We start from the raw sequence: 26,789 nt of genomic DNA, 5'->3' as shown, positions 1-26,789 counted from the left end.
AAAACCAAATCGGTAGTAAACGGAGGAACCATAGTTGTCCGCCAACGACCAAAACTATTTTTAAATCACCAGTTACGAATGAAGTACGTACAAAGGCTGCTCGGCCTGTTGCCCGCATTATTGTGGCTACAGCAGAGCTTTGCCCAGGAAATCAGGGTAAGCGGGGTAGTCACCTCCCGCAATGATGCACAGCGTGTACCCGGTGCTGTTATACGGGTAAAAGGCACCACTCACGGTACACAAGCGGATGCAGATGGTAAGTACACCATCAATGCCAACGCTACCGATACTTTACAGGTGTCTTTCATCGGCTTCCAGACAGCCCTCGTAGCGGTCGGGAGTAATCGCGTGGTCAACATCGCACTGGAAACAACTGACAGTAAATTACAGGAAGTGGTGGTCACCGCACTGGGCATCTCCAAAGAGAAAAAATCATTGGGATATGCTGTACAGGAGCTGAAATCAAAGGATATCGCCGAAGCCAGGGAAACAAACCTCGTGAACGCACTGTCCGGAAAAATCGCCGGTGTACAGGTAACTAACAGCCAGGGTAGCCTTGGGTCTTCCCGTATCGTTATCCGCGGAGAAACCTCCATCGCCGGAAATAACCAGCCATTATTTATTCTCGATGGTATCCCGGTAGACAACAGCCAGCTGGGCGTTGGCACCGGCCGCGATTTTGCTAATGCTATCTCCGATGTGAACCCCGATGATATCGCTTCCATCAGCGTGCTGAAAGGCCCCAATGCTGCGGCATTGTACGGCTCGCGCGCTTCTAACGGCGTGATTCTTATTAAAACAAAAACAGGGAAGGACGTGAAAGGAGGATTCGGTGTCACCGTTAACTCTAACGCTACCTTCGATAAAGTGCTGATCCTGCCCGACTTCCAGAACGTATACGGTCAGGGCGCCGGCGGACAGTTCTCCTATAAAGATGGTAAAGGCGGCGGCCTCAACGACGGCACAGACGAAAGCTGGGGCCCTAAAATGGACGGCCGGCTGATCCCGCAGTTTTTCTCCAAAGGTGAAGCCGTGCCCTTTGTGCCGCATCCCAATAACGTGAAGGATTTCTACGAGACAGGCTATACGCTGAACAACGGGCTGGCCGTAGGCGGCAGCTCCGAAAAAATCGATTATCGTTTCTCTTATAATAATACCAAACAGGTGGGCATCCTGCCTAACACCGGTATCAGTCGCAATACCTTCACCGCCAGCAATACCTTCCGTATTGCCCCCAAACTCACGCTCAACACCTACGCCAACTATATCCGCAGCAGCGCCGACAACCTGCCCGGTGTGGACGGCAGAAGAGGCAACAGCGTGACGTTACAGTTCATCTGGTTTGGCCGTCAGGTAGATGTGGCCAGACTCCGGGATTATAAAAATCCGGATGGCACCGACTATAACTGGAACCACAGCTACTATAGCAATCCTTACTGGATCCAATACGAAAATACCGTGAGCCAGCTGCGTAACCGCTTCTTTGGAAACGCCCGCCTGTCTTACGAAATACTGGACTGGCTGACCGCCAATCTCCGCATTGGTACAGACTATTATCAGGACAGAAGAAAATATAAAATCGCGTACTACACCAACGGCACGCCTTTCGGCTCTTATACCGAAGATGCCTATATGGTAAACGAAACCAATGGCGAATTTACCCTCAACGCTAAAAAACAGCTGAGTCACGATTTTAACCTCGATGTACTCGTTGGCGGTAACATTCGTAATAACCGGTTTGAACAAAACTATCAGCAGGCGCCGAAGCTGGCCGTGAAAGACGTGTATACGCTCAATAACTCCCGCGATCCGCTGATCTCTACCAGTTCTTTCTCCAGGCAACGGGTGTATAGTACCTTCGGTTCCGCACAGCTCGGGTTCCGCAACTACGCCTTCCTGAACGTGACAGCACGCAACGACTGGTCATCCACGCTGCCGGTAGAAAATAATTCCTATTTCTATCCCTCCGTGAATGGTAGCCTCGTGCTCTCCGACGCATTGAATATTAAGAGCAAAGCCCTGACACTGCTTAAAATCCGTGGCGGCTGGGCACAGGTAGGTAAAGACACGGACCCTTATCAGCTGATCAACACCTATCCGTTCAACCAACCATTCGGACAGTATCCGTTGCTGACCGTATCGGATAAATTCCTCGCCAGAAACCTGAAACCGGAAATTACCAGCTCTACAGAAGTAGGCCTGGAAGCGGGTTTTATTGATAATCGCATTCGTCTCGACCTCACCTGGTATCAATCCAACAGCCGCAACCAGATATTGCTCGCGGATGTGAGCCCTACTACCGGATACCTGAAGAAACTCATGAACGCCGGTGAAATCAGCAACAAAGGCGTGGAAGTAATGCTCGGGGTAACGCCGGTGTCTACACGCTCCGGTTTCCGTTGGGACGTTAACGTTAACTACGCCCGTAACGTGAGCAAGGTAGTGGAACTGGACAAAGAAGGTTTCCTCAACAACTATGTACTGGGCAGCAGTGGCAATATGCAGGTACTGGCCAGCAAAGGACAGCGCTATGGCGCATTGTATGGCAGCGCCTATCAGCGCGATGCACAAAACAGAATTATTGTCAATGCTGATGGTACGCCCGCTATCGACCCCAACAAAAAGATACTGGGTTACTATACTCCGAAATGGACAGGAGGTATTTATAACACCTTCACCTTTAAAGGTATCAGCCTGGGCTTCCTGATAGATACCAAACAGGGCGGTTCCATTTATTCCGGCACCAACTATACCGGTAACTACACCGGCGTACTGGCTACCACCTTGCCCGGCCGTGATGAAGAGCATGGCGGTTTGCCTTACTACCGCAGCGGTCAGCAGAACATCCAGCTGCCCTCTCATTCCGCTACGGCCCCTAATGGTGCTGAAGTACATCATGATGGTATCATCTTCGACGGCTATACGGCAGACGGCAAAAAGAATAACGTTGTCCTCGGCGCAGAAGATTACTATAAAGCCGTATACAACAGCAGCCTGAATGAAAGCTCCATTTATGACGCTTCTTTTATCAAGCTGCGTGAAATCAAACTGGGTTATACGCTGCCCAAAACACTGACTGACCGCTGGAAGTTGCAGTCGGTAAATATTGCGCTGGTGGCCAGAAACCTGGGTTATCTGCAGAAACATGTTCCCAATATTGACCCGGAAACCGCTTTCAATACCGGTAACGGACAGGGGCTGGAGACACTGCAAATACCCACCACCCGCAGCATCGGCATTAACCTGAATGTTTCATTTTAATTACGCACCGGATTATGAAAAAATTGTTGATACCAACTTACCTGTTGTTCGCTATTGTGCTGCTGGCTTCCTGCCGCAAAGATCTGGAGCGGATCAACAAGAACCCGAATGAACCCACTACCGTGCAACCGGACTACCTGCTGAGCAACGGCATCAAAGCCAATGTGGATACCTACTGGGGCCCGGACGCCGCTATGGACGGAACATTGCTGTATGTGCAATACTGGTCTAAAATACAATACACCGATGCCGACCGTTATATCGCCGGTGCTACCGGTACGCAAAACGTGTGGAGCAATTTCTATGCACAGGGCATCGAAGACTTCACCACGCTGGCACAGCTGGGAGACAGCCTGCATAACCCAAACTATAAAGCCGTAGCGGTGATCATGCGCTCCTGGATTTTCCAGCAGCTCACGGACCTCTATGGTGATGTGCCTTACAAACAGGCAGGCCAGATCGGTCAATACCTGACACCGGTATATGACAGCCAGAAAGATGTATACACCGGTTTGCTGGATGAGCTGAAACAGGCCGCCGCTACCGTTACGCCCGGCAGCAACCCCATTGATGGCGACATCCTCCTGAGTGGTGATGTGACCCGCTGGAAACAGTTTGCCAACGGGCTGCGGCTGCGCATCGCCTTACGTATAGCCGACCGGGAGCCTGCGATTGCCAAAACGGTGTTCGACGAGGTGACTGCCGGCGGCGCTGGTGCGCTGCTGCCCAAAGACGCGGTAGTAAAACTCAATTACCTCGCTTCGCCCAATCAAAATCCGGTAGGCCGTAACCGCGAAACCCGCAACGACTACCGCATCAGTAAATCCGTGGTGGATAAGTTGAATGCATTGAACGACCCACGGTTAAGCATATACGCTACGGTGCCCAAAGACACCAACGTGATCATCGGCGTGACCAACGGTCTCCCCAGCGATTCCGCGGCCAGACTGGGTTTCAGTAAAACATCCGATGCCGGTGCAGTGTTCACCGCCACTACAGCCCCCGCGGTACTGTTTAGTTATGCCGAACAACAGTTCATTCTGGCAGAAGCCGCACAACGTGGCCTCATTACCGGTGATGCGCCAACGCTGTACAATCAGGCTGTCACTGCCTCTTTTGTGCAATACGGCCTATCTGAAGCCGCAGCCGCTGCCTACGTGGTACAGCCAGGCGTGGCCTATGATGCATCAAACTTCAAAAAAAGCATCGGAGAGCAGAAATGGCTGGCGCTCTTTGGTCAGGGAGTGGAAGGTTTTACCGAATGGAGAAGGCTGGATTACCCCCAGCTGAAGGCGGCCTATGCCGGTGCACTGGGCGGTAATATACCGGTGAGGTTTAAATATCCCTCCAGTGAGCAGGCGCTCAATGGTACCAATTACAAAGCAGCCGTTGCCAGACAAGGCGCCGATCTGCTGACGACTAAATTATGGTTTGATAAGTACTAGTTATAGTTGTTGATAAATTGAAAGCCGGCGTGATGATTCATGCCGGCTTTTTTTATGTCGCATATATTTTTTTTAAACATACATTTAAATATTTTATATATAATAAATAAAGTTTTTAATTTAGCGCCTATCAACAACTGACCGGGAATGCATAGAGTATTTTTATCCTTATTGATTGTATGTGCCACCGCTTGCCATAATAATACTGCCGACGATGAACCCACTGCCGTACCGGCGCCCTCTGAACTGGCGATTACCTCTCTGGAAAAAGTAGAAGACGGTGACTCGGTCCTGGAAGCCCATGAAGACATTGACTGGAAAGAGATAGAGGTCTTTCAGTTTTCCAAAGCGCTGATTGACAATAAAGTGCCGCTGCACACGACTTTACCGCGTTTCTCGGCCGTATTTGGCGAGGCGGACAGCCTGGTGGAGCCTAAATGGGAATACCTCTGCGGTACGCAGTTTGAAGACAATTTTCAATATTTCTATAAAGACGGTTCCCGTTTTGAGTTATACAAAGACACCCTTTTCTGTAGTGAATACAAGCTCACCCCGGGTCATACAGTGGTGCACGCGGGTATCACGTTTAGCTGCAATACTACCTGGGCAGAAATGAAAAAACATTTCCCGAAGGCAGTGCAACAGGCGGAAAATGTGGGTTATACAGACATGATCACCCTGCGGGACGCGGATGTGGAGGACAGTGACAGCAGTGTGCGTTTTTACTTTGAAAACGGAAAACTGGAACGTATCGTCTATTTTGTTCCCTGCTAAGCTAAGAGATAAACACGCAGGCTTCTGGCTCCCTGTGCACCGTGCACCAATACCGCCCCGATATCTGCCGTGGCAGAAGGCCCCATCATAAAACAGCCATAGGCAGTATCTTCCAGGTGTATGCGCAGGTAAGCATCATACATATCTCTCACAATGGCCTGTGGCGATAACAGCATCACCAGGTGTTGCGACAGGAACCCCAGCGCATTGACCACCAGATCTTCTTCCGTGAGCCATACCATGCCATTCTCCGCTACGCCAAAACGGGCGCGGATTACACCCACATCCACATCAGCCAGGTCGTGCGGGTTTTTGACAGCATGAATGTCCCTGTTGCCGGTTATTTCCGGCGTCGCGGAACAGATGACGCTTGCCTGCGGATATTGCGATGCCAGCAAAGCCTGTGCGGCAGCGGCATCTGCGGGCCGGAACACTTCTCCACCGGCGTCTCTTACGCGGTTTTCAAAGGCGGTGAGCAGGTCGGTATGCTGACGAGGGAAATCCGGCATTTCCGGATAAGCGGTTTTGTTGGCAGGCATCTGACGCGCTACGGCGGCCGGCACCTGATGACGAGCGTTATTCTCCATGTTCATTGTTTTTAGCTCGGTATTGTAAATACCATTCCCGGAATGTTTGTCCGGCGAAATGGGGTAACTCACGGTGACGCCCCCACGGATTTCAGGACCCGCTTGTACGGCAGAAAATCCGGCGTGAAACGCACGGCCCCGCGGGCCATGGTTCAGGACGATTTGCAGGTGTACTGATGCATAACAGCAAAGTCACGGTATTGGTTGACCGTAAAATTCAGGATACCGGCGTTTTCCCGCCGTCCACGGCGATGCTGGTACCAGTCACATAGGAAGCGGCAGGGGAGGCCAGGAAAGCGGCCATGGCAGCTACTTCATGCGCTTCGCCGAACCGTTTCATGGGTATCTCGTTCCGCCATTCTTCAGCCACTGTGGCGGGTGACACGTTCCTGGCGGCAGCAGTGGCATGGAATAATTTGTCGAGCCTGTCGGTGAGGGTAGAGCCAGGCAATACATTATTCACCGTAATACCGTGCTGTGCCACTTCGTTGGCCAGTGTTTTGGCCCAGGCGGCCACGGCCCAGCGGGTAGTGTTGGATACGCCGAGGTTCTTCAACGGAGCTTTTACAGAAGTAGAGATGATGTTGATGATACGGCCGTAGCCTGCGGCTATCATGCCCGGTACCAATGCCTGCGCCAGCACCTGGTTACAGAGCACGTGCTGCGAAAAGGCATCAGAAAAAGCGGTGGCGGAAGCCTGTAGGAGCGGACCGGCGGCAGGTCCGCCGCTATTGTTGATCAGAATATGCACCGCTCCTTCAAGGGCCAGATCTGCTGCCAGATCGGTCACTTCGTCCAGGTCGGTAAAATCAGCTACGATGTAACGGTGAGGCTGGCCGGCGTCGGTGGCCAGTTGGGCAACGGCAGCTTTCAGCTTTTCTTCGTTGCGGGCGGTAAGGATGCAGGTGGCGCCGAGGGCTGCCAGCTCTATGGCGGTGGCAAGGCCGAGGCCTTGTGAACTACCGCATACCAGCGCGGTTTTGCCTTGTAAGGAGAGATTCATTGGGCTATTTTTTTATTTAGATATTTGAGCATTTAACGTAATCCACGCAATGCCCAAATATCTAAATAAAAAAATAACCAGATAGTTTATACGCGGACGTAGATCTTCCGTTTATCGAGGATAAGTCCCACTGTCCAGCAGAGCAGCATAAACGTCAGCGAAAACAGCAGCGAGCCGAATTTGCCGGGCGATAAGGGCTGGAAGAACTGGTCATTGATCCATTGATATAATGACTGATCGCCTACCCGGAAGAAGTAAAACAGGATAGCGAGCACTTCTGACAACAGATAAAGGAACAGCGGGTTTTTACCGAAGACGGTAAAGAAGCCGGTGCCTTTGGTGAAGCCGGCCATATCAATCAATTGTATTAACAGCGATAACAATATCAGGTCGATGCCCACCGTGAGCAGGACATAGGAGCTGGTCCACAGTTTTTTGTTGATCGGAAAAACAGTGTTCCAGGCATACGCCAGCAGGATGAGGGCTATGCCGGCAGTGGCCATGCGCAGCAATCCCTGCTGTGTACGTCCTTGTTGCTGTACAAAGAGACCGGTGTAATAGCCGGCCACTACGTTGACCACCGCAGGGAAAGTGCTGAGTATCCCTTCGGGGTCAAAGGCGAAGCCTTCTCCATGATAAAGGTGATTGTCGCCCAGCACCAGCTTGTCGAGTGTCAGGCCGGCGTTGCCATGGATGCCGTACTGGTCGCCTGGCGTGCCGCAAAACCACAGGATGGCCCAGTAGCCGAAGAGGAACAGGGCGCTGACCGTCCACACGCCTTTTTTCGGGAGATAATGTATCAGCAACGAGGCCATGCAATAACAGAGTGCGATACGTTGCAATACGCCGAGCACACGGGTGTGGCTGAACGGTTTAAACACCAGCCCCGCATCGGTATGCTGTACAAAGGGGAACCAATACATCAGGTATCCCAGCAGAAAAATAAGGAAGGTGCGTTTGAAGATTTTGCCTAGAACAGCGGCGTTACCCAGCTGTTCGTATTTTCTCATGCTGAAGCTCATGGCGTTACCGACGGCAAAAAGAAAGGAGGGAAATACCAGGTCGGTGGGTGTCCATCCATGCCAGGGGGCATGGTCCAGCGGCCAGTAAGTGCCTCCTGTGCCGCCGGTATTTACAATGATCATGAAACAAACAGTCATGCCGCGGAATACGTCCAGCGGTAAAAAGCGTTGGGAGCTTTGTGTCATTTTCCCCGGGTTATTTGGTTGATAAGATGGTAAGGAATGCGTTTGAGTGTCTACAATATAGACATCTATTTTTCAAAATCCAAATACCCCGGAAAAAATGAACGACTGGAAATGTTTATTTGGAGAAACCTTTACCTAATACTTCGTGTACTTCATGAATCACTACAAACGCCTCAGGATCAGCTTCCTGCACCACTTCTTTGAGGCGCATCAGCTCCTGTTTGCCGATAATAACATACAACACTTCTTTCGGATCGCCGGTATAGGCACCATGACCGTGCAGTACGGTCGCGCCACGCAGCATCTCGCTGGTGATCTTCCGGGCAATCTGGGGAGTATGCTGGGAGATAATGGTGATCGCTCTTTTGGTATTAAGACCGTCTACGATATAGTCCACTGCACGGGCCCCAATGTATACGGCGATAAAAGTATACATCGTTTTTTCCAGTCCGATGATAAACGACGATGCCGCAATCACCAGGATATCAAATATGAGCATGGCATTGCCGAGCGACCAGCCGAGGTATTTCTGGCACATGCGCGCTACAATGGCCGATCCGCCGGTGGTGCCGCCGGAGAGGAATACAAGCCCGATGCCAATGCCTACCAGCAGGCCCGCGAAAATAGCTGCCAGCAAAGTGTTGGAGGTCACAGGTGTCAGGGTGTTTTCTGTCAGGTACAGGAACAGGGAACAGAAAATGATGCCCAGAATCGTATATAACATCACCCGCCGGTCCAGCAACCGGTAACCTGCAATGATCAGGAACACGTTGATGATCAGGTTAGTGATACCGGGCGACCAGCCGAAGTAATAATAGGTAACGATGGTAATGCCGATAACCCCGCCTTCAGAAAGTTTATTGGGGATGGCCAGGTAGTTGATACCTACCGCAAATATCAGTGCGCCGACAATCAGCAACAGGATATTCTTCACATGTGATTTCATGGGGCAAAAATAGAGTATTATTTCACGCAAAAATTCACGCGAAGACGCAAAGCAGCAAAGGCGCAAAGGAAATAAATAAGAAAACAAGGAAAGCAAAAGAGCGGAGGTCACATCTGATCTCCGCTCCTTCGCTCTCTTTGCCCGCTTACATCATCTTTGCACCTTTGCTGCTTTGCGCCTTTGCGTGAAAAAAAACATCAAAAATTTATTTGGAATTATTAAAACTCGATGTATATTTGTCTACCAATTCAGTAGACTAATAGTTTACGATCATACATAGGGAGAACAAGGCAATACTCCCGGCATCCTTTGAACCACCAGCAAAGAGCAGCCGCCATTAATTGACAATTGTGTAAAACAATACACTATGAAACGGCATACTCAATACGGTGGATTACGTTCCCAAGCGTTGTATATATCAAAGGTTCATCACACCTGTTTCCATCACATGATAGTGCTGCAAGGTTGTTGTGGCTGTTGACCGATCATCTTGCGTTCTGTAAGCTGTAAATAGAATGCCTGGTCAGGCTTGCGGGGATGGTATGCTGCAAATTTATTGGTGGTAAATTTTTCAGTATCATACCTACCCGCGCCTCCTGGCATATTACCCATCCAAAATCACTTGCTATGAAAACGTTCGGATACATCCTGCTGGCAGCTGCATGGGCGGTTGCTTTACCGGCCAGCGCACAGCAGACTTCAGATACTATAACGGTAACGGGTACACGCTTTACCTTCCCCCTTGTACAGGAATGGATAGATCAGTTCCGGCAAACACACCCCGGTACGGTATTTCGGCTGGTATCGCCCAGAGATCCCGCGGCGGCACAGGCAGCCATCCATTTTACGGCACAACGGATCAATCATAAAAATGAACAATATCAATATACACCGGTAGCCCGGTATGCATTACTGCCGGTTACCAATTCCCATAGCGGATACGCTGCTAAACCATTGACGGTAGAAGCGCTGCGGGCATTATACTTTAAAAAAGAAGGAGAGGAGGCCGCTCCGGAAAATGCCGTGGTGTACAACCGCCGGGAGAAATCCTGCGCGCCGGTGACATTCGCCGCCTTCTATGGTGCCACTTTTGAAGATATTAAAGGGAAACAGGTGCCGGGAGATGACCAGCAATTACTGCAAGCGGTACAGGAAGATCCTGCTGCGATATCCTTTAATAACCCCGGCTTCATCTATGACCTGCGCAACCGCAAGCCGGTACACGATATCGCCGTGATACCGCTCGACCTCGACGGAAACGGGCAACTCGAAAATACGGAAGACTTCTACACAGATCTCGATGTATTGATCAACCGGCTGGAGACAGCCCCTCCGGCAGGAATACCCATCGAAGAAGTGGTATTGAGCTACGACCGGTCGCTGAATAAAGACAAACCCGTGATAGCGGCCTGGGTGCAATACATCCGGACGACAGGGCAGGGACAGCTGCACCACTTCGGTTTCCTGGCTACCCACCCGGCAACCGCCAGCAGATAACAACGGAAGCTATATACTCCGGTACAGAGGCATTGTCCTGAACAATACTGGTGGGTGTTGTGGGATGATAGCCTCACCAGCCGGAGACGATTACCCGACTTTATTTGTCCTATGAGAACGCCTGTTGATCATCAGGAAAAAACTAATGAAACAAGGCGTACTAACGTGAACGCTTATACTTTTTTCGGAAAGCCTAATTTATCATCAAGGAACCATCTGTTTTCAGGTAAGGCTCCCAGTGCCAGCAAGTCCCGGTCGCGCACCGGGGCTTCTTTTTTTTAGCATCACGGGGATGGCCCAAATGTGCAATTTTTCCGGCCGAAGATCCATTTTTCCAGGGGCGGTATGGCTGTAATTTTGAACGATCACAAAATCTTATTGCCATGAAAATTATTATCACCGGTGCTTCCGGCGCTATCGGAAAAGAAGTGTCTGCCTTGCTGGGGCAGCGACATGAAATTATCGGCGCCAGTCTCCGTAACAGCCCGCATCAACTGGATATTTCAAGTGTATCTTCTATTGAGAAATTCCTGGAGGCTACAGGCCCGTTCGATGCGTTGGTCAGCGCAGCCGGCGATGCCTACTGGGGCCCGCTTCAGGGCCTTACAGAAGCGCAGTTGCGTTTCGGTATAGAAAATAAACTGCTGGGGCAGCTCAACCTTGTCCGTCTGGGATTAAAATATATCCGGCCGGGAGGTTCTTTTACACTCACTTCAGGTGTGCTGGCAGATGATCCGGTGGCCGGTTCCGTTAATTATGCGGTGGCCAACGCGGGTATCCACGGCTTCGTCACGGCGGCGGCACAGGAGCTGCTGGTTGTCGGCGTACGTATCAACGCTGTCAGTCCGGGCGTTACCGACAACACGATGGAACGCAACGGTCCCAATATGATCGGGCATACGCCGGTAGCGATCGCGCGCGTGGTAAATGCTTACGTGAAAAGCGTGGAAGGGATCATCAACGGACAGATCATCAGGGTATATTAAAATGGTTCGTATGCTTCCATTTCAAATTTTCATGGGAGAATTCACCGGCAGCAGTTTGCTGATATTGCTGGGCAACGGTGCGGTGGCCAACGTGTTACTGAAAGGCAGCAAGGGCAAAAACGGCGGCTGGATCGTGGTGGCCATGGGATGGGCCATGGCGGCTTTTGTGGCGGTGTTCATCTCGGCCCCCGTGAGCGGGGCGCATCTTAATCCGGCTGCCACGCTGGCGTTTGTGCTCAATGGCACAGTTGCGCTGACTGAGGCGCCGCTCTATCTGGCCGGGCAGTTTACCGGATGTATGACGGGGGCATTGCTGGTATACGCGGCCTATCAACCGCATTTCAACGAAACGGAAGACGGCCTGGCCAACCGGTCCTGTTTCTGTACAGACCCCGCTATCCGCCGGCCCTACAGCAATCTGATCACGGAAGTTATTACTACGTTTGTACTGATCTTCTCCGTGATGAGTCTGGCTAAGCCGGAAGTAGGCCTGGGTGCCATCAGCGCCATGCCGGTCGCCTTTATTGTACTGGCGATTGCGATATGCCTTGGCGGCCCTACCGGCTGCGCCATGAATCCGGCCCGTGACCTCGGTCCCCGGATCGTTTATGCGCTACTGCCTATTCCGCATAAGGCGGGCAACGACTGGGCATATGCCTGGATACCGGTGGCAGGACCTGTGCTGGGCGCGCTGCTGGCGGTATACACACAACAACTGATCCGGTAATCTATAAAATGAAAGCTGATGAAAGACCAACGGAAAATGAATATACCCGTGTACTCCGGGCAGGAAAACCAATTGCGGGATACGCCCGATGACTTTAACGTGGCCTGCTTTGAACAGGCTAATATCTGGCAGTTGCAGCCACATCGCCGGACCTTTTATCAGGTAATCTTTTTCCGGGAAGGCCATGGGAAACAATATATTGACTTCCGCGCGTATACTTTCAAAGCACCGGCCATTATTCTCCTTTCGCCAAACCAGGTGCATCAGATGGACATCGGTACAGACGCCCGCGGGCACATCCTGATGCTGCCTGAACGTTTCTTCGCGCTGGACAACAGACCGGAAAGCAATTTCCAGCTAAAGGATGTTTTTGATAATATCGAACAATGGCCTATCCTGTCGTGCAATGCTGCTGACGCTTTTACGCTGGATGATACCATCCGGCAGATGCAGCGCAGCCTCTCGGCCGCCGGCAGTATGCGCCGCCTCATAACCTTGTCGTATGTCAAAATATTCCTGCTCCGGGTATTTCAACTGCGTGAAGCATTGTATGATAGTGACCATCTCCGCTTCGATGTCGGCCGGGACCCGTTCAGACAATTTAAATCACTGATAGAACAACACTATCGGGAATGGCATCTGCCGCAGCAGTACGCTGCGCAGATGCACATTTCCATGAAGCAGTTAAATATGCTGACAAGAAAATTTGCCGGCAGTTCCGCAGGCAGCCTCATTAAACAACGCATCCTGCTGGAAGCGCAGCGGCACCTGTACCACGATACGCTCACCGTAAAGGAAATATCCTATCATCTGGGCTTTGAAGACCCTGCTTATTTTAATCGTTTTTTCCGGAAGGAAATGAATATCCCTCCCAGGCAATTCAGACAGTCAGTGAAACTGTCGGCACGTTAGTACGATATAACTGTATAGCATATACGAAGAAATGCCGATGGCATTTTTATGATAGCGGGCCCCATCTGTTACGTAGTTGTGGTCCCGTTAGTCCCGCCCGGTCATCTCCCGCCAGGGAAAAAATATTTTCCATTTTGTTATGGAAAATATTTTGCTGCGCCATCTAAGTAATAAACACATTTACCATGGACTCAGCTAAAATCCCGGGGAATGATTTCCTCGACATCCTTTTCGAAGGAAGAAACAAAGACTATGGGGCTTATGCATTACGCAACCGTTATGATCGGCGTGTACGCAATGCCGTTATGGGCACCGCTTCTATTGTATTGGTAGTGATGGGTGGATATGTGCTGAATAATACATTAATGGCGCGGGATCACATTAATAAGCCATTGGCGCTCAAAGGTCCTGTGATGATCAACCCAATTGAAGATCCGGTATTGGAACAGCCTTTACCTCCGCCACCGCCGCCGGCACAGGCTACTCCGCCGCCATCCGCGCCTACTGTGGATTTCGCCAGCCTGGTCGTAGCGCCGGACAAAGAGGTAAGACCAGATGAAGTACCGCCGCGCATCAAAGATATCGGCAATAACGCTATTGGTTTTGAAAACAGGGACGGTGATCCGAATGGTATTCCGGACGGGCTGGTGGATGTGAAAGGAACGACCACAGGGGTGGTAGATGTTCCGGTGGCGCCCGAACCAGATGAGATCCGGACATTTGTGGAAATTATGCCTGAATTTCCTGGTGGGCAAGAGGCGCTGTTCAAATATCTGAGAAAGAACCTGATCTATCCACACATGGCACAGGAGAATGGCATAGGAGGCACCGTCTTTGTGCAATTTGTGGTAGGCCGCGATGGTGCCATCCTGGACGTGAAGACGGTGGGCCCCGCAAAAGGCGCCGGACTGGACGAAGAAGCATTGCGGGTGATGCGTAAAATGCCCAACTGGAAGCCTGGCAGACAAAACGGAAGAGCGGTCGCTGTGCTTTATAATTTACCCATCAGGTTCGAGCTTGAGAATCAATAGCACCGGCCTGCCATCCATTTAACCTGAACACCTATACACTCCGTTACCCAATTCCATCAATTTTATTCATTTAACCTTAAAAAAAAATTGCAATCGACTGATTGTACGGGCACCGCCATGACCAGTACGTCAGTTTTTCTTCCCGCTGTTCTCATACCTATGCATGTCCCGGCCTGTATTTTGCGATTTGCTTGATGCGGCCGGGATTCTAGTTTTTTTCTTATTAGAAATTATTCAAACATTTTTGTTTTATGTAAAATAATAATCAAAAAATAAAGCGTTTGATATATAAACAACTAAACAAAATAATTATTAATTTAACGGCCGCTTAGTTCTCTTCTTCAGCACTATAAACGGATTTTTAGTATGGAAGCGCCGGTAAACAACTCGTTGCAGCAGTTCAAGAACCTTGTTGGCACAAAGTTCCAGCTGTATAACAGTCTCTTCACCTCTTTGCCCTTTCACCGGGTAGAGAAGACGGGTATCTTTCTTTCCCTTTTCCTCCTGCACTGCGAGGAGGGATATGCCCGCGGGAACAGTCCCCAAACCATTATGGACTCCTTTTTTGAGCAGTACACCACGTATACAGACGAGCAGCAGCGGACCGACCTGCTGTTCCGCTTTGTACAGTATGCAGAAAGGCAGGTGGTACTGTTCGACGCCCTGGAAGACGCCGCATTCCGCTATATCCGCGACCTGGAAGGCGCCGGTACCCTGCGCCATCTGCAATCGGAAGTCATCCAGGAGCAGGCCCAGGCCAAACTGAAGGAAAAACTGGAGCATTTCTCCGTCCGCCTCGTACTAACGGCCCATCCCACCCAGTTCTACCCCGGCGAAGTGCTCGGTATCATCAACGACCTGGCCCGCGCACTCGTGGAGGAAAATACCTCTGAGGTGAACATGTACCTGCAGCAACTCGGTAAAACCCCCTTCTTCAAAAAAGAAAAGCCCACACCCTACGATGAAGCCATCAGCCTGGTGTGGTTCCTGGAAAATATATTCTATCGTGCCGGTGGCCGTATCCTTTCTTTCCTGAAAGCACAGTTCCCCGGAGCGGTCAGCAGCACCAACCCGGTTATCCGCATGGGATTCTGGCCCGGCGGCGACCGCGATGGCAACCCTTTCGTAAATGCCGCCACCACCGTGGAAGTGGCCGCCGCACTGCGCGCTTCGATCATGCGCTGTTACTTCAGGGAGGTACGTAACCTGAAACGCCGCCTCACCTTCAAAGGGGTGGAAAACGTAGTGGCGGCGCTGGAAGACAAACTGTCGCGCAACCTCTTTACCGCCGGCCATAAAGCAGATATCAGCCGCCAGGAAATACTGGACACGCTGGCGGATATACGAAAAACAATCGTGGAGCAGCATAATGGACTGTTTGTTCATCTGGTCGATAACCTCGCCAGCAAAGTGGAAATCTTCGGGCTGTACTTCACGTCGCTGGATGTTCGCCAGGACAGCTCCATCCATGAGGCGCTGCTGGACGCCGTGGCAGACAAGACCGATGCGCTTCCAAAAAATTATGCATCACTCGACAAGGCCGGCAAAATCAAAGCGCTGCTGAATATCAATAAGGCAATAGATCCTGCACTGTTAGACACGCCGCTGCATCAGGACAGTCTCCGCACGGTGGCCGCCATCCAACAGATTCAGGAGGCCAACGGCGAAGAAGGCTGTCACCGCTATATTATCAGTCACTCTACCAGCGAACTCAGTGTGATGGAAGTATATGGTATGTTCCTGCTCAGTGGCTGGCAGCGGGAATCCATGACCATCGATATTGTACCGTTGTTTGAAACCATAGAAGACTTACGCCACGCCGGGCAGGTGATGAAGGGGCTGTATGAAAATGCGGAGTATCGCGAACACCTGCGCCGCCGTCAATGTAAACAAACCATCATGCTGGGTTTCTCCGACGGTACCAAAGATGGTGGCTACCTCATGGCCAACTGGAGCATCTACAAAGCCAAAGAAGAACTGACCCGCATCTCCAAAGAATATGAGGTGGACGTGGTGTTCTTCGACGGCAGGGGAGGCCCTCCTGCCCGCGGCGGCGGAAAAACCCACCAGTTCTATGCTTCCATGGGCCGCAATATTGCCAATCAGGAGATACAACAGACCATACAGGGGCAGACCATCAGCTCCAACTTTGGTACGGTGGACGCTGCCCAGTTCAATATGGAACAACTGGTGCACGCCGGTATCACGAACGAACTGTTCTCTTCCCGGGAGGTGACCCTCACCGAAGCGGAGGAAGACCTGCTGCAATCCCTTGCTGATGCAGGTTATGCTTCCTACAACAAACTAAAGAACCATCCTTATTTTCTGGAATATCTGGACCATGCCAGTCCGCTGCGTTACTACGCGGAAGCCAATATCGGCAGTCGTCCGAGTAAACGTAATGCCAACGCAAAACTTAATCTGAACGACCTGAGGGCCGTGCCTTATGTAGGCGCCTGGAGCCAGTTGAAACAGAACGTGCCCGGTTACTACGGTGTAGGCAGCGCGCTCAAATACCTGGATGAACAGGGCAAATGGCCGGAGCTGGAACACCTGTACCAGCATTCGCTGTTTTTCCGCACGCTGCTCGACAACTGTGAAATGGCCATGAAGAAGAGCTATTTCCCGCTCACTGCCTACCTGGCCAAACATCCGCAGTACGGAGAGGTGTGGCAGGCGATTTATGATGAGTTTGAGCTGACCAAAAAATTCCTGCTCCGTCTGACCGGCGAATCTGAACTGATGGAGGCCAGCCCGATTGATCAGTTATCTATCCAGATGCGTGAGCGGATTGTGCTGCCATTGCTCACCACGCAACAATACGCACTGACGCGCCTGCGTGAGCTGGACGCAGATCCGAACAACGGACATGGCCGCGAAACGTATGAAAAACTGATCATGCGTTGCTCCTTCGGTATCATCAATGCCGGCCGTAATTCAGCTTAAGAATTACAAATTACAAATTACGAATTACGAATTGAGGGCTCGCTTCCGGGTGGTTTACTTATTAAATCTGCCGAAAAGCGGGCCCTCAATTCGTAATTCGTAATTCGTAATTCGTAATTGTTCCCTACTTTTACATCTCCTTTAGTATAACTACACTTCAATATGGCAAACAGCTTATATGACTTTGGAATGATTGGCCTGGGGGTAATGGGCCGGAACCTGTTACTCAACATGGCGGATCATGGCTTTTCCGTGATCGGCTTTGATAAAGACGCTGCAAAAAATGCCGCGCTGGAATCTGCCGCAACGCCCGGAACAACCGTGAAAGGAGTTGCAGAGCTGGCTACAATGGTACAACTGCTGGAACGTCCGCGCAAGCTGATGATGCTGGTACCTGCTGGTCAGCCGGTAGATGATGTAATTGAATCCCTCATCCCGCTGCTGGAGCAGGGTGATGTGGTGATAGACGGGGGTAACTCCCATTATACCGACACTTTACGCCGGGTACAGTATCTCCGTGAAAAAGGCATCCACTTTATGGGGATGGGCGTTTCCGGTGGTGAACAGGGTGCCCGTACAGGTCCCAGCATTATGCCGGGCGGCGACCTCGATGCGTATGCCAAGGTGAGACCCATGCTGGAAGCCATTGCGGCCAAGGTGAAAGAAACACCCTGCGTGGCCTACCTCGGTAAAGAAGGCGCCGGTCACTACGTGAAAATGGTGCACAATGGTATTGAATATGCCATTATGCAACTGATCAGTGAAAGTTATGCCCTGTTGCAGAAAGGCGCAGGACTTAATAACGATGAGCTGCACCAGGTATTTACAGACTGGAACAATGGCGCATTGCAGTCATTCCTCGTGGAAATCACCGCAGACATCTTCAAACAGCAGGATGATAAAACATCCGCCCGTTTGCTGGACGTGATCTCCGATAAAGCCGGCTCCAAAGGCACCGGTAAGTGGACTTCACAGGACGCGATGGAACTGCCCGTGGCTGTTCCCGTGATCGATACGGCGGTAGCCATGCGTACCCTCTCCGGTTATAAAGACCAGCGCCTCGAAGCTGAAAAGCTATACACCGCGCCGGACCAGACCATCCACGTAAGCCGGGAAATGTGGATCAAACAGGTGCACGATGCCCTGTATTTCGCCACTATCCTGAGTTATGCACAGGGACTGGCCATGCTGCACGAAGCTTCCCGCGACCTGCAGATGGAAATTCCGCTGCCGGAAGTAGTGAAAGTATGGAGAGGCGGTTGTATCATCCGTTCTTCCCTCCTGGAAGTGTTCACACAGGCCTATCAGCAAGATGCCAACCTGGCCAATATCCTGCTGGACAAAGGCGTAGCTTATCTCGTACAGTCCGTGGAAGCCAACACGCGCGCCGTGGTGGCCCAGGCAGCGCAAGCCGGTATCCAGGCAGCAGGATTTATGTCTGCCCTGTCTTACTTCGACGCTTTCCGTACCGGCAGAATGGCTACCAACCTGATTCAGGCCCAACGCGACTATTTCGGTGCCCATACTTACCAGCGGACAGACATGCCGGGTACTTTCCACACCGAATGGCAGCGTAACAACTAATAAAGTTCATTATTAATTTAATATATGCAGATCCATAAACGCCCTCCTGCTTCCATCCTCTTTATTTTCGGCGGCAGCGGCGATTTAAACTACCGAAAACTAACACCTGCTTTATACAATCTTTTCCTCGACGATTGGATGCCCGAGCAATTCGCTATTGCCGGTTTGGGCCGCAGCCCTTATTCCGACGACGACTACCGCGGTCACCTGCTGGATGGTATCACCAAATTCTCCCGCAGAAAAGGTGAACAAAACGGTCACTGGAAAGATTTCAGTCAACATGTGACATATCTCCAGATGGACGCGGAAGATGCAGCGGCCTATTCCAAACTGGCCGACTTCGTGAAGCAGAAAGAAGAGGAGTGGGGCGTACATCCCAATGTGATCTTTTACCTGGCGGTAGCGCCGCAACTGGTGCCCAATATCGCTACCCGCCTTGGCAATCTCAATCTGTGCAGCGATAAACATTGCACCCGTATCGTGGTCGAAAAACCATTCGGTCATGACCTGCAAAGCGCCCATGAACTGAATGAGCTGCTGGCGTCTAAATTCACTGAAGAACAGATCTTCCGTATAGACCACTACCTGGGCAAGGAAACCATCCAGAATATCCTGGCTTTCCGTTTTGCCAACGCGCTCTTTGAGCCGGTATGGAACCGTAACTTCATCGATAATATCCAGATCACGGCTGCTGAAAGCGTAGGCCTCGAAGGCCGCGGCGGTTACTATGAAAGAGCCGGCGCCCTGCGCGATATGGTGCAGAACCACATCCTGCAAGTGCTCTGCATGATCGGTATGGAACCACCCGTGTCTTTCGATGCCAACGAAATCCGCAATAAAAAAGTGGACGTGCTCAACGCCATCCGCCGTATTACACCGGATAAAGTACACGAATATGCGGTACGCGGTCAATACTCTTCCGGATGGAAAAAAGGTGAGAAAGTAGTGGGTTACCGCGAGGAAAAAGGGGTAGACCCGAAATCCAATGTGGAAACCTATGCTGCGGTGAAATTCTATATCGACAACTGGCGCTGGCAGGGCGTGCCCATTTATGTGCGCACCGGTAAATACCTGAACCAGAAAGCGACCAATATCATCCTGCAATTCAAAGAAGCACCGCATTACGCGTTCCCGCAGGAAGCAGCCCAGACATGGCGCCCCAACAGGCTCACCATCAGCATTCAGCCGGAAATGGATATCCGTATCCGCTTCCAGGCCAAACGTGCCGGTCAGACCATGACACTGGACCCTGTAGATATGACCTTCAATTATGAAGATGCCAACGGCGAACATGCACCGGAAGCATACGAAACCCTGCTGCTCGACGTGATGGAAGGTGATGCCACCCTCTTCATGCGCGGCGATCAGGTGGATGCTGCCTGGAAAGTGATCATGCCGATCCTGGAAACATGGGAAAACCGCACCCCGCAAGATTTCCCGAACTATTCCCCGGATTCATGGGGGCCGGATGATGCGGATGCGCTCATCGCCAGAGATGGACATACATGGATTAACTTACCTTCTAAATAAGTGTCACGCAAAGGCGCAAAGCAGCAAAGACGCAAAGATCTTTTTAATTTTTTAATGGCTCTTTGTGCCTTGCTGCTTTGCGCCTTTGCGTGAAATAATTTACTACACTATGGAATTACACATCGCCAAAGATCCTGCCCAGCTTAGTGAAAATGTGGCTGCATGGATCAGCAACTATATACAGGAAGTATTACAGGACCAGGAAAAGTTCACCTTTGTACTGTCCGGCGGTAGTACTCCCAAACAGTTATACTCGCTGCTGGCAAAACCTCCTTATGCCGAAATTATTCCGTGGGAAAAGATACACTTCTTCTGGGGCGACGAACGCGCCGTTCCTTTTGAAGATGAACGTAACAACGCCCGCATGGCTTTCGATGTGCTGCTGGACAAAGTGCCGGTAAATCCGGACAATATCCACGTGATGCGCACAGACATCGCCCCCGAGCAGTCTGCCCAGGAATATGAGCAGATACTGCGTAAATACTTCAAAGATGAAGAGCTGACTTTTGACCTGGTGTTACTCGGCATGGGCGACGACGGCCATACTTTGTCGCTCTTCCCCGGTATGCCGGTGGTACATGAAGAAGAGGCCTGGGTGAAAGCATTTTTCCTGCCTGCACAGGATATGTATCGCATCACGCTCACCGCCCCGGTGGTGAATGATGCCGCCTGCGTGCTGTTCCTGACTACCGGTGCCAACAAGGCCCTCACCCTGAAGAGCGTGATAGAAGGCACTTACGATGCAGATAAATTTCCTTCTCAGCTGATCCGTCCGCAGGAAGGTGAACTGCACTGGTTTGTGGACGAGGCAGCTGCCTCCGCCATGGAACTGTAACCACGATAAACATGATCATTACTGATTCGCCTGATGGGTCAGGCATTTGAAAATAGTTGTGACTTTGTGACTAACATATGGTAGCAAACAAATTATTTTTTATTCAGTAATTAACCGTTACTTTAATGCGATAAACGCATCAGGCGAATAAGTAGTAATCATGTTATTCACAGTTTTATGTTTGATAAGCCCTTATATGATGCACATCTGCATATTATTGACCCCAGGTATCCTTTGATCCCCAACAACGGATACGTTCCCCCTACCTTTACCGTTGACGATTACCGCGAAAGAGTGGCAGCGCTTCATCTGAATGTAACCGGTGGCGCAGTAGTGTCCGGCTCTTTTCAGGGTTTTGATCAACAATATCTGCTGGCGGCCTTAAGCGCATTGGGGCCGGGTTTTGCAGGTGTTACACAGATCCCTGCCAATACTACCGACGAAGAAATAATAGCGCTTCATCATGCCGGCGTACGGGCGGTGCGCTTTAACATCCAGCGTGGCGGCTCAGAAAGTATTCAGTACCTGGAACAACTGGGAAAGAGAGTGTATGACCTTGTTAAATGGCATGTGGAGTTGTATGTCGACTCCCGGCAACTGCCCGGTATTTCCACCACACTGCATAAGCTCCCTAAGATCGTGATCGATCACCTGGGCTTGTCAAAAGCAGGGTTTAAATACCTGCTGCCATTGGTGGAAAAGGGCGCGATCGTTAAAGCTACCGGCTTTAGCCGCTGCGACTTCGATGTGGTCACTGCCATGCGGCAAATCACCGCCATCAATCCGGCTGCACTGGTATTTGGTACAGACCTGCCATCCACAAGGGCGCCTAAACCCTTTGCACTGGCAGATCTGGAACTGATCACCAAAAATTTCCCATTGCCGCTGGCGGAGAAAATTTGTCGCGATAACGCCCGCGCCCTGTATCATTCATGAATTTCCTGATTTCCTGATTGGAATTTTGGGATATTCACTATATCCCAAAATTCCAGGTGTCTGTTGTCACGGTATCCAGTTGCTCTTTCAGATGAGCAGGCATCTGGCCGTCGAGCAGGAAACCCTGTGGTGTGCTGGGATAGATATCTTCAAAAGTGCGGATCTGGTTCATAAATACCCGGCGGAAAATATGCCGGCGGGTAATTTTATGTGGTTCCGGAAGACCAATGGCTGCTGTCAGTTCCACGGCACTCTCGATGGTGTCGCGGTGATAGTTGGCCACCCGCTGTTTTTTGTCATCCACCACCAGGCCGGCGGCGAGCCATTTGTCCTGCGTAGCAACGCCGGTAGGACAACGGTTAGTATTGCACAGCAATGCCTGTATGCAACCAAGGGCCATCATCATGGCGCGGGCGCTGTTACAGGTGTCTGCTCCCAAAGCCAGTGCCCGAAGCAGGTGGAAACCTGTCAACACTTTACCGGAAGCAATGATTTTGATATGATGGCGTATGTTGAAACCAGTCAGCGTATCATGAACAAACGCCAATCCGTCCATCAGCGGCATGCCCACAGAGTTGGAGAATTCCGGTGGGGCCGCGCCGGTACCGCCTTCTCCACCATCTACCGTAATAAAATCAGGGTAGATATCTGTTTCCATCATCGCTTTACAGATAGCATAAAACTCCCGGTGCTGGCCGATACACAGTTTAAAACCCACCGGTTTCCCATTGCTCAGGTCGCGCAGCTTTTTGATGAAAAGCATCATCTCCCGCGGACTGTTGAATGCTTTATGGAAAGGAGGGGAGTAAACGGTAGTATAGGGTTTCACATGACGGATAGCGGCGATCTCGGGCGTGTTTTTGGCCGCCGGCAGAATGCCGCCATGGCCGGGCTTAGCGCCCTGTGAGAGTTTCAGCTCGATCATTTTTATCTGCGGCAGCACACATTTTTCTGCAAACAGTGTATCCGAGAAATTGCCATCATCATCACGGCAACCGAAATAACCGGTACCTATCTGCCAGATAATATCACCGCCCTGTTTCAGATGGAAGTCGCTGATGCCGCCCTCGCCGGTGTTGTGCGCGAAGTTGCCGATTTTGGCGCCGCCGTTCAAAGCCTCTACGGCATTGGAGCTGAGGGAGCCATAACTCATGGCGCTCACATTGAAGATACTGGCGGAATAAGGCTGCCGGCAATCACGGCCACCAATGATCACCCGTGGATCTTTGTTCATCGTATCAAAATCATGCGGCTGTATAGAGTGGGCCATCCACTCATATCCTTCCGCATATACGTTGAACTGTGTACCGAAAGGCTGTGAATCCAGCTCCCGCTTGGCCCGCTGATAAATAGTGGACCGGTCTACCCGGTTCACCGGACTGCCATCAATATCGCTTTCCACAAAGTACTGGTAGATCTTGGGGCGTAAAGCCTCCATCCAGTAACGCATACGCCCGAAAATGGGGTAGTTGCGGATAATAGCATGTTTGGTCTGCATCATGTCCATCGCCCCCATGATAATGAGCGGCAAGACAAGAATAAGCAACCAGTAAACCCAGGGGAAAAATAAACCAAGACCAATGATCAGAATCAAGCTTGCAATCGAACATCCAATAAACGCTTTTGCCATAAAATAAATCGTTTAATCGTTAGGTTACTAAAGTTAAATAAAATATCCTCAGGACAATGCTGCTATACTGCAATCGATTAACAACCGGAGAAAGGGGATTGTTGCCCCGAAGGGCGCTACGTACGCTTATTTGCATTTGTGACAGATAGGTTTTATATTACACGGATGCTGTGGAGGGTGTTAGACAAGACCGGTACCAATGCCATTTTCATCCACCTGTATTCATAACCATTGTAGCATTCATTTTTATCGTTTTTAATTTATTCAAAACATGATCAGGCATAAGTTTTTAGGGAAACTCATGACAACGGGACTGTTGCTCGCCGGCACCACCGTTTTTGCCCAGAACAAAAAAGCTGCTCCGTTTGACGCTGCCCGCTTGAAAACCAGCTGGGAAGTGGGAGAAAACAACTATCAGGGAAAAGCCAATTTCCTGTCTACGTTCACTTTTGTCAATACCAGCGACAAACCCTTTCCTGCCAAAGGCTGGGAGTTGTATTTCAACTTCGTCCGGACGGTGAAGGCCGGCGTTTTGCCGGGGAATGTAAAAGTGGAAGGCATCAACGGTGACCTGTACCGCCTTACGCCAACAGAAGGTTTTACCGGTATTAAACCGGGAGACTCCCTGAAACTGGGCATCGTAGGTGACGCCTGGGCCGTTAACTTCACGGACGCTCCGGCCGGTCTGTACCTCGTATGGGACGACCAGAAAGAGGTGGGTTTGCCGATAAAGGACTATTCCATCCGCCCTTCTACTACCGCCAAACAACTGATGCGTTATCCCGGTGATAAAACGGCCGTTATAACGCCAACGGATATATTTAAACAGAATGCTGCCGTGAAGGATATTCCTGCATCGCAGCTTCCCCTGATTTTCCCTACACCGGTGTCTGTTACCGCCTCCGGCGGGACGCTGGTGCTGGACGCTCCCCCGGTGATCAAAGCAGATGCCGGCCTGGAAGCTACCGGCAAATTCCTGGAAAATGAATTGACCACCTTACTGGGCAAACGCGCTCCGGGCAAAAAGACCATCACCTTCCAGCTGGATAACAGCCTGGCTGCCAACGCCTATACGCTGAAGGTAAGAGCTGAAGGAGCTGCCATCACCGCCGGTAGCGATGAAGGCGCCTTCTACGCCATCCAGTCCCTGAAATCCCTGATAGCGCCTGCGGCATGGTCTGCCGTGCAGAAATCAGTGAGCATTCCGGGCGTGCAGGTGAGCGATCATCCCCGTTTCAACTACCGCGCATTTATGATCGACGTGGCCCGTAACTATCACAACAAACGTGATCTGCTGCGTATCCTCGATGTGATGTCGCTGTATAAACTCAACGTATTACACTATCACTTCAGTGATGATGAAGGCTGGCGTCTGGAAATCCCTTCCCTGCCGGAATTAACGCAGGTGGGCGCCAAACGTGGCCACAGCACCGACTGGAAAAACATGTTGCCACCGTCTTACGGCTCCGGCCCTGATACCAGCAATGCTGCCGGTACCGGTTACCTCACCCGCGCAGAATTTATCGAGGTGCTGCGTTATGCCACGGAAAGGCATATACGCGTATTACCGGAAATAGAAACACCGGGCCATGCCCGCGCTGCGGTGAAATCCATGGAGTCGCGCTACTACCGCCTCAAAGCGGCTGGTAAAGACAAAGAGGCCACTGAGTATCTGCTCTCTGATCTGGAAGATAAATCCGATTACCGCTCTGTACAAAACTGGAACGACAACGTGATGAACGTGGCCCTGCCTTCTACCTACCGTTTCCTGGAGAAAGTGGTGGACGAGCTGCAGTCTATGTACAAAGAAGCTGGCGCACCGCTCACCGCGATACACATGGGCGGCGATGAAGTGCCTCACGGCGTATTTGAAAAATCTCCCGCTTGTCTGGCCCTCATGCAGCAAGACAAAAGCCTGAAAAATGTCAATGACCTCTGGTACTATTACTATCGCAAAGTAAATGACCTGCTGAAAGCCCGTGGCCTGGAGACTGCCGGCTGGGAAGAAGCCGGCATGCGTAAAACAACCATCGACGGCGAGGCTGCCAGCATCCCTAATCCGGACTTCGCCAACGATAATTTCCAGCTGAATGTATGGAACAACGTTATCGGCGGTGGACAGGAAGATCTGTCTTATCGCCTGGCCAATGCGGGTTACAAGGTGATCCTGTCTGGTGTGAGCAACTTCTACTTTGACATGGCCGCCATGAAATCTTTCGACGAACCAGGATTCTACTGGGGCGGCTTTGTAGATGTGGACAAACCATTCTACTTCATTCCTTTCGATTATTATAAAAACTCCAAGGTGGATGGCAGAGGCAATCCTGTAACACCTGCCATGTTTGTGGGTAAAGACAGGCTGACAGGTTTCGGCCAGTCCAATATCCGCGGTCTTCAGGGCTTGCTGTGGAGCGAAACCGTCACCACTTCCGACCGCATGGAATATATGATGCTGCCTAAACTGCTCGGCCTGGCAGAAAGAGCCTGGGCACAGGACCCGGCCTGGGCTACCGAGAAAGACACTGCTAAAGCCGATGCTATGTATGCACAGGCATGGAGCGTGTTTTCCAACGTCATGGGCAAACGTGAAATGCCAAGACTCGACCACTACAATGGTGGCTACAACTGGCGTATTCCTACTGCCGGCGTATCCGTAGACGAAGGCACGGTAAAAGTGAACGTACAGATGCCGGGACTGGTGATCCGTTACACTACTAACGGTGAAGAACCTACGTTAAAGAGCCCGGTATATAACGGTCCCATTCAGGCTGGTGGTAAAGTAGTGAAAGTAAGAGTATTTAATACCCGCGGCCGCAGCAGCCGTACTACTGCGGTGAAAGTGCCGCAACCGAGCGCACAGCTGAAAAACAACCGTAACTAGTTCACGCAAAGGCGCTAAGCAGCAAAGGCGCTAAGATCCATATAAGCGAACCAGGAAAGCAAAGGGAGGA

At 51.1% G+C, this 26,789-nt stretch carries 19 protein-coding genes; 14 read left to right on the top strand and 5 right to left on the bottom strand.

Annotation, left to right across the window (positions count from 1 at the left end; genetic code table 11):
* The first annotated feature begins 78 nt into the window (after positions 1 to 78).
* The 3 genes from ICL55_RS19930 to ICL55_RS19920 all read left to right on the top strand — a co-directional run bounded on the left by ICL55_RS19930 (position 79) and on the right by ICL55_RS19920 (position 5,480).
* Positions 79 to 3,261, top strand: coding sequence for a SusC/RagA family TonB-linked outer membrane protein (locus ICL55_RS19930; protein ID WP_188100436.1), 3,183 nt, complete (start codon positions 79 to 81; stop codon positions 3,259 to 3,261).
* Positions 3,262 to 3,275: 14 nt separating this feature from the next.
* The gene (locus ICL55_RS19925; protein ID WP_188100434.1) at positions 3,276 to 4,706 is read left to right on the top strand and encodes a SusD/RagB family nutrient-binding outer membrane lipoprotein; all 1,431 of its coding nucleotides are present in this window, start codon (positions 3,276 to 3,278) and stop codon (positions 4,704 to 4,706) included.
* Between the two features lie 147 nt (positions 4,707 to 4,853).
* Positions 4,854 to 5,480 (top strand): hypothetical protein, encoded by a 627-nt coding sequence (locus ICL55_RS19920; protein WP_188100432.1) that lies wholly within the window; start codon positions 4,854 to 4,856, stop codon positions 5,478 to 5,480.
* Here the strand turns inward: ICL55_RS19920 and ICL55_RS19915 are convergent.
* The 4 genes from ICL55_RS19915 to ICL55_RS19900 form a co-directional block, all read right to left on the bottom strand.
* Positions 5,477 to 6,067, bottom strand: a complete 591-nt coding sequence (locus tag ICL55_RS19915; RefSeq protein WP_223151509.1) for a LutC/YkgG family protein — start codon at positions 6,065 to 6,067, stop codon at positions 5,477 to 5,479. The genes ICL55_RS19920 and ICL55_RS19915 overlap by 4 nt on opposite strands.
* Before the next feature lie 217 nt (positions 6,068 to 6,284).
* Positions 6,285 to 7,070 carry an SDR family oxidoreductase gene (locus tag ICL55_RS19910; protein ID WP_188100430.1) on the bottom strand — a complete coding sequence of 262 codons (786 nt, stop codon included), beginning with the start codon at positions 7,068 to 7,070 and terminating at the stop codon, positions 6,285 to 6,287.
* A gap of 86 nt (positions 7,071 to 7,156) precedes the next feature.
* Positions 7,157 to 8,278, bottom strand: a complete 1,122-nt coding sequence (locus ICL55_RS19905; protein WP_188100428.1) for an acyltransferase family protein — start codon at positions 8,276 to 8,278, stop codon at positions 7,157 to 7,159.
* A gap of 115 nt (positions 8,279 to 8,393) precedes the next feature.
* Positions 8,394 to 9,224, bottom strand: a complete 831-nt coding sequence (locus ICL55_RS19900; RefSeq protein ID WP_188100426.1) for a YitT family protein — start codon at positions 9,222 to 9,224, stop codon at positions 8,394 to 8,396.
* A 627-nt stretch (positions 9,225 to 9,851) separates the two neighbouring features.
* On the opposite strand from ICL55_RS19900, the gene ICL55_RS19895 reads away from it, so the two are divergent.
* The 10 genes from ICL55_RS19895 (at position 9,852) to ICL55_RS19850 (ending at position 22,208) form a co-directional block, all read left to right on the top strand.
* Positions 9,852 to 10,721 (top strand): hypothetical protein, encoded by an 870-nt coding sequence (locus ICL55_RS19895; protein ID WP_188100423.1) that lies wholly within the window; start codon positions 9,852 to 9,854, stop codon positions 10,719 to 10,721.
* A 383-nt stretch (positions 10,722 to 11,104) separates the two neighbouring features.
* Positions 11,105 to 11,707, top strand: a complete 603-nt coding sequence (locus tag ICL55_RS19890; RefSeq protein ID WP_188100421.1) for a short chain dehydrogenase — start codon at positions 11,105 to 11,107, stop codon at positions 11,705 to 11,707.
* A gap of 10 nt (positions 11,708 to 11,717) precedes the next feature.
* Complete coding sequence (locus ICL55_RS19885) at positions 11,718 to 12,434, top strand: MIP/aquaporin family protein (RefSeq protein ID WP_188100418.1); 717 nt, start codon at positions 11,718 to 11,720, stop codon at positions 12,432 to 12,434.
* 18 nt (positions 12,435 to 12,452) lie between these two features.
* Entirely contained in the window at positions 12,453 to 13,346 is an 894-nt protein-coding gene (locus tag ICL55_RS19880; protein WP_188100416.1) for a helix-turn-helix domain-containing protein, read from the top strand.
* Positions 13,347 to 13,531: 185 nt separating this feature from the next.
* The gene (locus tag ICL55_RS19875; RefSeq protein ID WP_188100414.1) at positions 13,532 to 14,377 is read left to right on the top strand and encodes an energy transducer TonB; all 846 of its coding nucleotides are present in this window, start codon (positions 13,532 to 13,534) and stop codon (positions 14,375 to 14,377) included.
* A gap of 366 nt (positions 14,378 to 14,743) precedes the next feature.
* Positions 14,744 to 17,323, top strand: a complete 2,580-nt coding sequence (locus ICL55_RS19870) for a phosphoenolpyruvate carboxylase (protein ID WP_188100412.1) — start codon at positions 14,744 to 14,746, stop codon at positions 17,321 to 17,323.
* A 162-nt stretch (positions 17,324 to 17,485) separates the two neighbouring features.
* Positions 17,486 to 18,907: an NADP-dependent phosphogluconate dehydrogenase gene (gene gndA / locus ICL55_RS19865; protein WP_188100410.1), complete on the top strand. Its 1,422-nt coding sequence runs from the start codon at positions 17,486 to 17,488 to the stop codon at positions 18,905 to 18,907.
* Positions 18,908 to 18,931: 24 nt separating this feature from the next.
* Entirely contained in the window at positions 18,932 to 20,437 is a 1,506-nt protein-coding gene (gene zwf / locus ICL55_RS19860; RefSeq protein ID WP_188100408.1) for a glucose-6-phosphate dehydrogenase, read from the top strand.
* Between the two features lie 109 nt (positions 20,438 to 20,546).
* Entirely contained in the window at positions 20,547 to 21,272 is a 726-nt protein-coding gene (gene pgl, locus ICL55_RS19855; RefSeq protein WP_188100406.1) for a 6-phosphogluconolactonase, read from the top strand.
* Between the two features lie 177 nt (positions 21,273 to 21,449).
* Complete coding sequence (locus tag ICL55_RS19850; RefSeq protein WP_188100404.1) at positions 21,450 to 22,208, top strand: amidohydrolase family protein; 759 nt, start codon at positions 21,450 to 21,452, stop codon at positions 22,206 to 22,208.
* A gap of 37 nt (positions 22,209 to 22,245) precedes the next feature.
* On the opposite strand, the gene ICL55_RS19845 is transcribed toward ICL55_RS19850, so the two are convergent.
* On the bottom strand, positions 22,246 to 23,715 hold the full coding sequence (locus ICL55_RS19845; protein WP_246496436.1) for an FMN-binding glutamate synthase family protein: 1,470 nt from the start codon (positions 23,713 to 23,715) through the stop codon (positions 22,246 to 22,248).
* Between the two features lie 394 nt (positions 23,716 to 24,109).
* Here ICL55_RS19845 and ICL55_RS19840 point away from each other — a divergent pair, with 394 nt between their 5' ends.
* A complete protein-coding gene (locus tag ICL55_RS19840; RefSeq protein ID WP_246496435.1) occupies positions 24,110 to 26,719 on the top strand; it encodes a family 20 glycosylhydrolase in 2,610 nt (869 codons plus the stop codon).
* Positions 26,720 to 26,789 lie beyond the last annotated feature (70 nt).

The sequence above is a fragment of the Chitinophaga varians genome (assembly GCF_014529945.1).
In the GTDB taxonomy this organism is placed as follows: domain Bacteria; phylum Bacteroidota; class Bacteroidia; order Chitinophagales; family Chitinophagaceae; genus Chitinophaga; species Chitinophaga varians.
This window is presented reverse-complemented; position numbering and strand designations above follow the sequence as displayed.

Bases quoted from the DNA above. Each gene is read 5' to 3' on its own strand.
- pgl (WP_188100406.1), top strand. From the start codon at position 20,547: ATGGAATTACACATCGCCAAAGATCCTGCCCAGCTTAGTGAAAATGTG.
- ICL55_RS19880 (WP_188100416.1), top strand. From the start codon at position 12,453: ATGAAAGACCAACGGAAAATGAATATACCCGTGTACTCCGGGCAGGAA.
- ICL55_RS19885 (WP_188100418.1), top strand. From the start codon at position 11,718: ATGCTTCCATTTCAAATTTTCATGGGAGAATTCACCGGCAGCAGTTTG.
- ICL55_RS19875 (WP_188100414.1), top strand. From the start codon at position 13,532: ATGGACTCAGCTAAAATCCCGGGGAATGATTTCCTCGACATCCTTTTC.
- ICL55_RS19930 (WP_188100436.1), top strand. From the start codon at position 79: ATGAAGTACGTACAAAGGCTGCTCGGCCTGTTGCCCGCATTATTGTGG.
- ICL55_RS19870 (WP_188100412.1), top strand. From the start codon at position 14,744: ATGGAAGCGCCGGTAAACAACTCGTTGCAGCAGTTCAAGAACCTTGTT.
- ICL55_RS19915 (WP_223151509.1), bottom strand. From the start codon at position 6,067: ATGGAGAATAACGCTCGTCATCAGGTGCCGGCCGCCGTAGCGCGTCAG.
- ICL55_RS19845 (WP_246496436.1), bottom strand. From the start codon at position 23,715: ATGGACATGATGCAGACCAAACATGCTATTATCCGCAACTACCCCATT.
- ICL55_RS19895 (WP_188100423.1), top strand. From the start codon at position 9,852: ATGAAAACGTTCGGATACATCCTGCTGGCAGCTGCATGGGCGGTTGCT.
- zwf (WP_188100408.1), top strand. From the start codon at position 18,932: ATGCAGATCCATAAACGCCCTCCTGCTTCCATCCTCTTTATTTTCGGC.
- ICL55_RS19920 (WP_188100432.1), top strand. From the start codon at position 4,854: ATGCATAGAGTATTTTTATCCTTATTGATTGTATGTGCCACCGCTTGC.
- ICL55_RS19840 (WP_246496435.1), top strand. From the start codon at position 24,110: ATGATCAGGCATAAGTTTTTAGGGAAACTCATGACAACGGGACTGTTG.
- ICL55_RS19900 (WP_188100426.1), bottom strand. From the start codon at position 9,224: ATGAAATCACATGTGAAGAATATCCTGTTGCTGATTGTCGGCGCACTG.
- gndA (WP_188100410.1), top strand. From the start codon at position 17,486: ATGGCAAACAGCTTATATGACTTTGGAATGATTGGCCTGGGGGTAATG.
- ICL55_RS19910 (WP_188100430.1), bottom strand. From the start codon at position 7,070: ATGAATCTCTCCTTACAAGGCAAAACCGCGCTGGTATGCGGTAGTTCA.
- ICL55_RS19890 (WP_188100421.1), top strand. From the start codon at position 11,105: ATGAAAATTATTATCACCGGTGCTTCCGGCGCTATCGGAAAAGAAGTG.
- ICL55_RS19905 (WP_188100428.1), bottom strand. From the start codon at position 8,278: ATGACACAAAGCTCCCAACGCTTTTTACCGCTGGACGTATTCCGCGGC.
- ICL55_RS19925 (WP_188100434.1), top strand. From the start codon at position 3,276: ATGAAAAAATTGTTGATACCAACTTACCTGTTGTTCGCTATTGTGCTG.
- ICL55_RS19850 (WP_188100404.1), top strand. From the start codon at position 21,450: ATGTTTGATAAGCCCTTATATGATGCACATCTGCATATTATTGACCCC.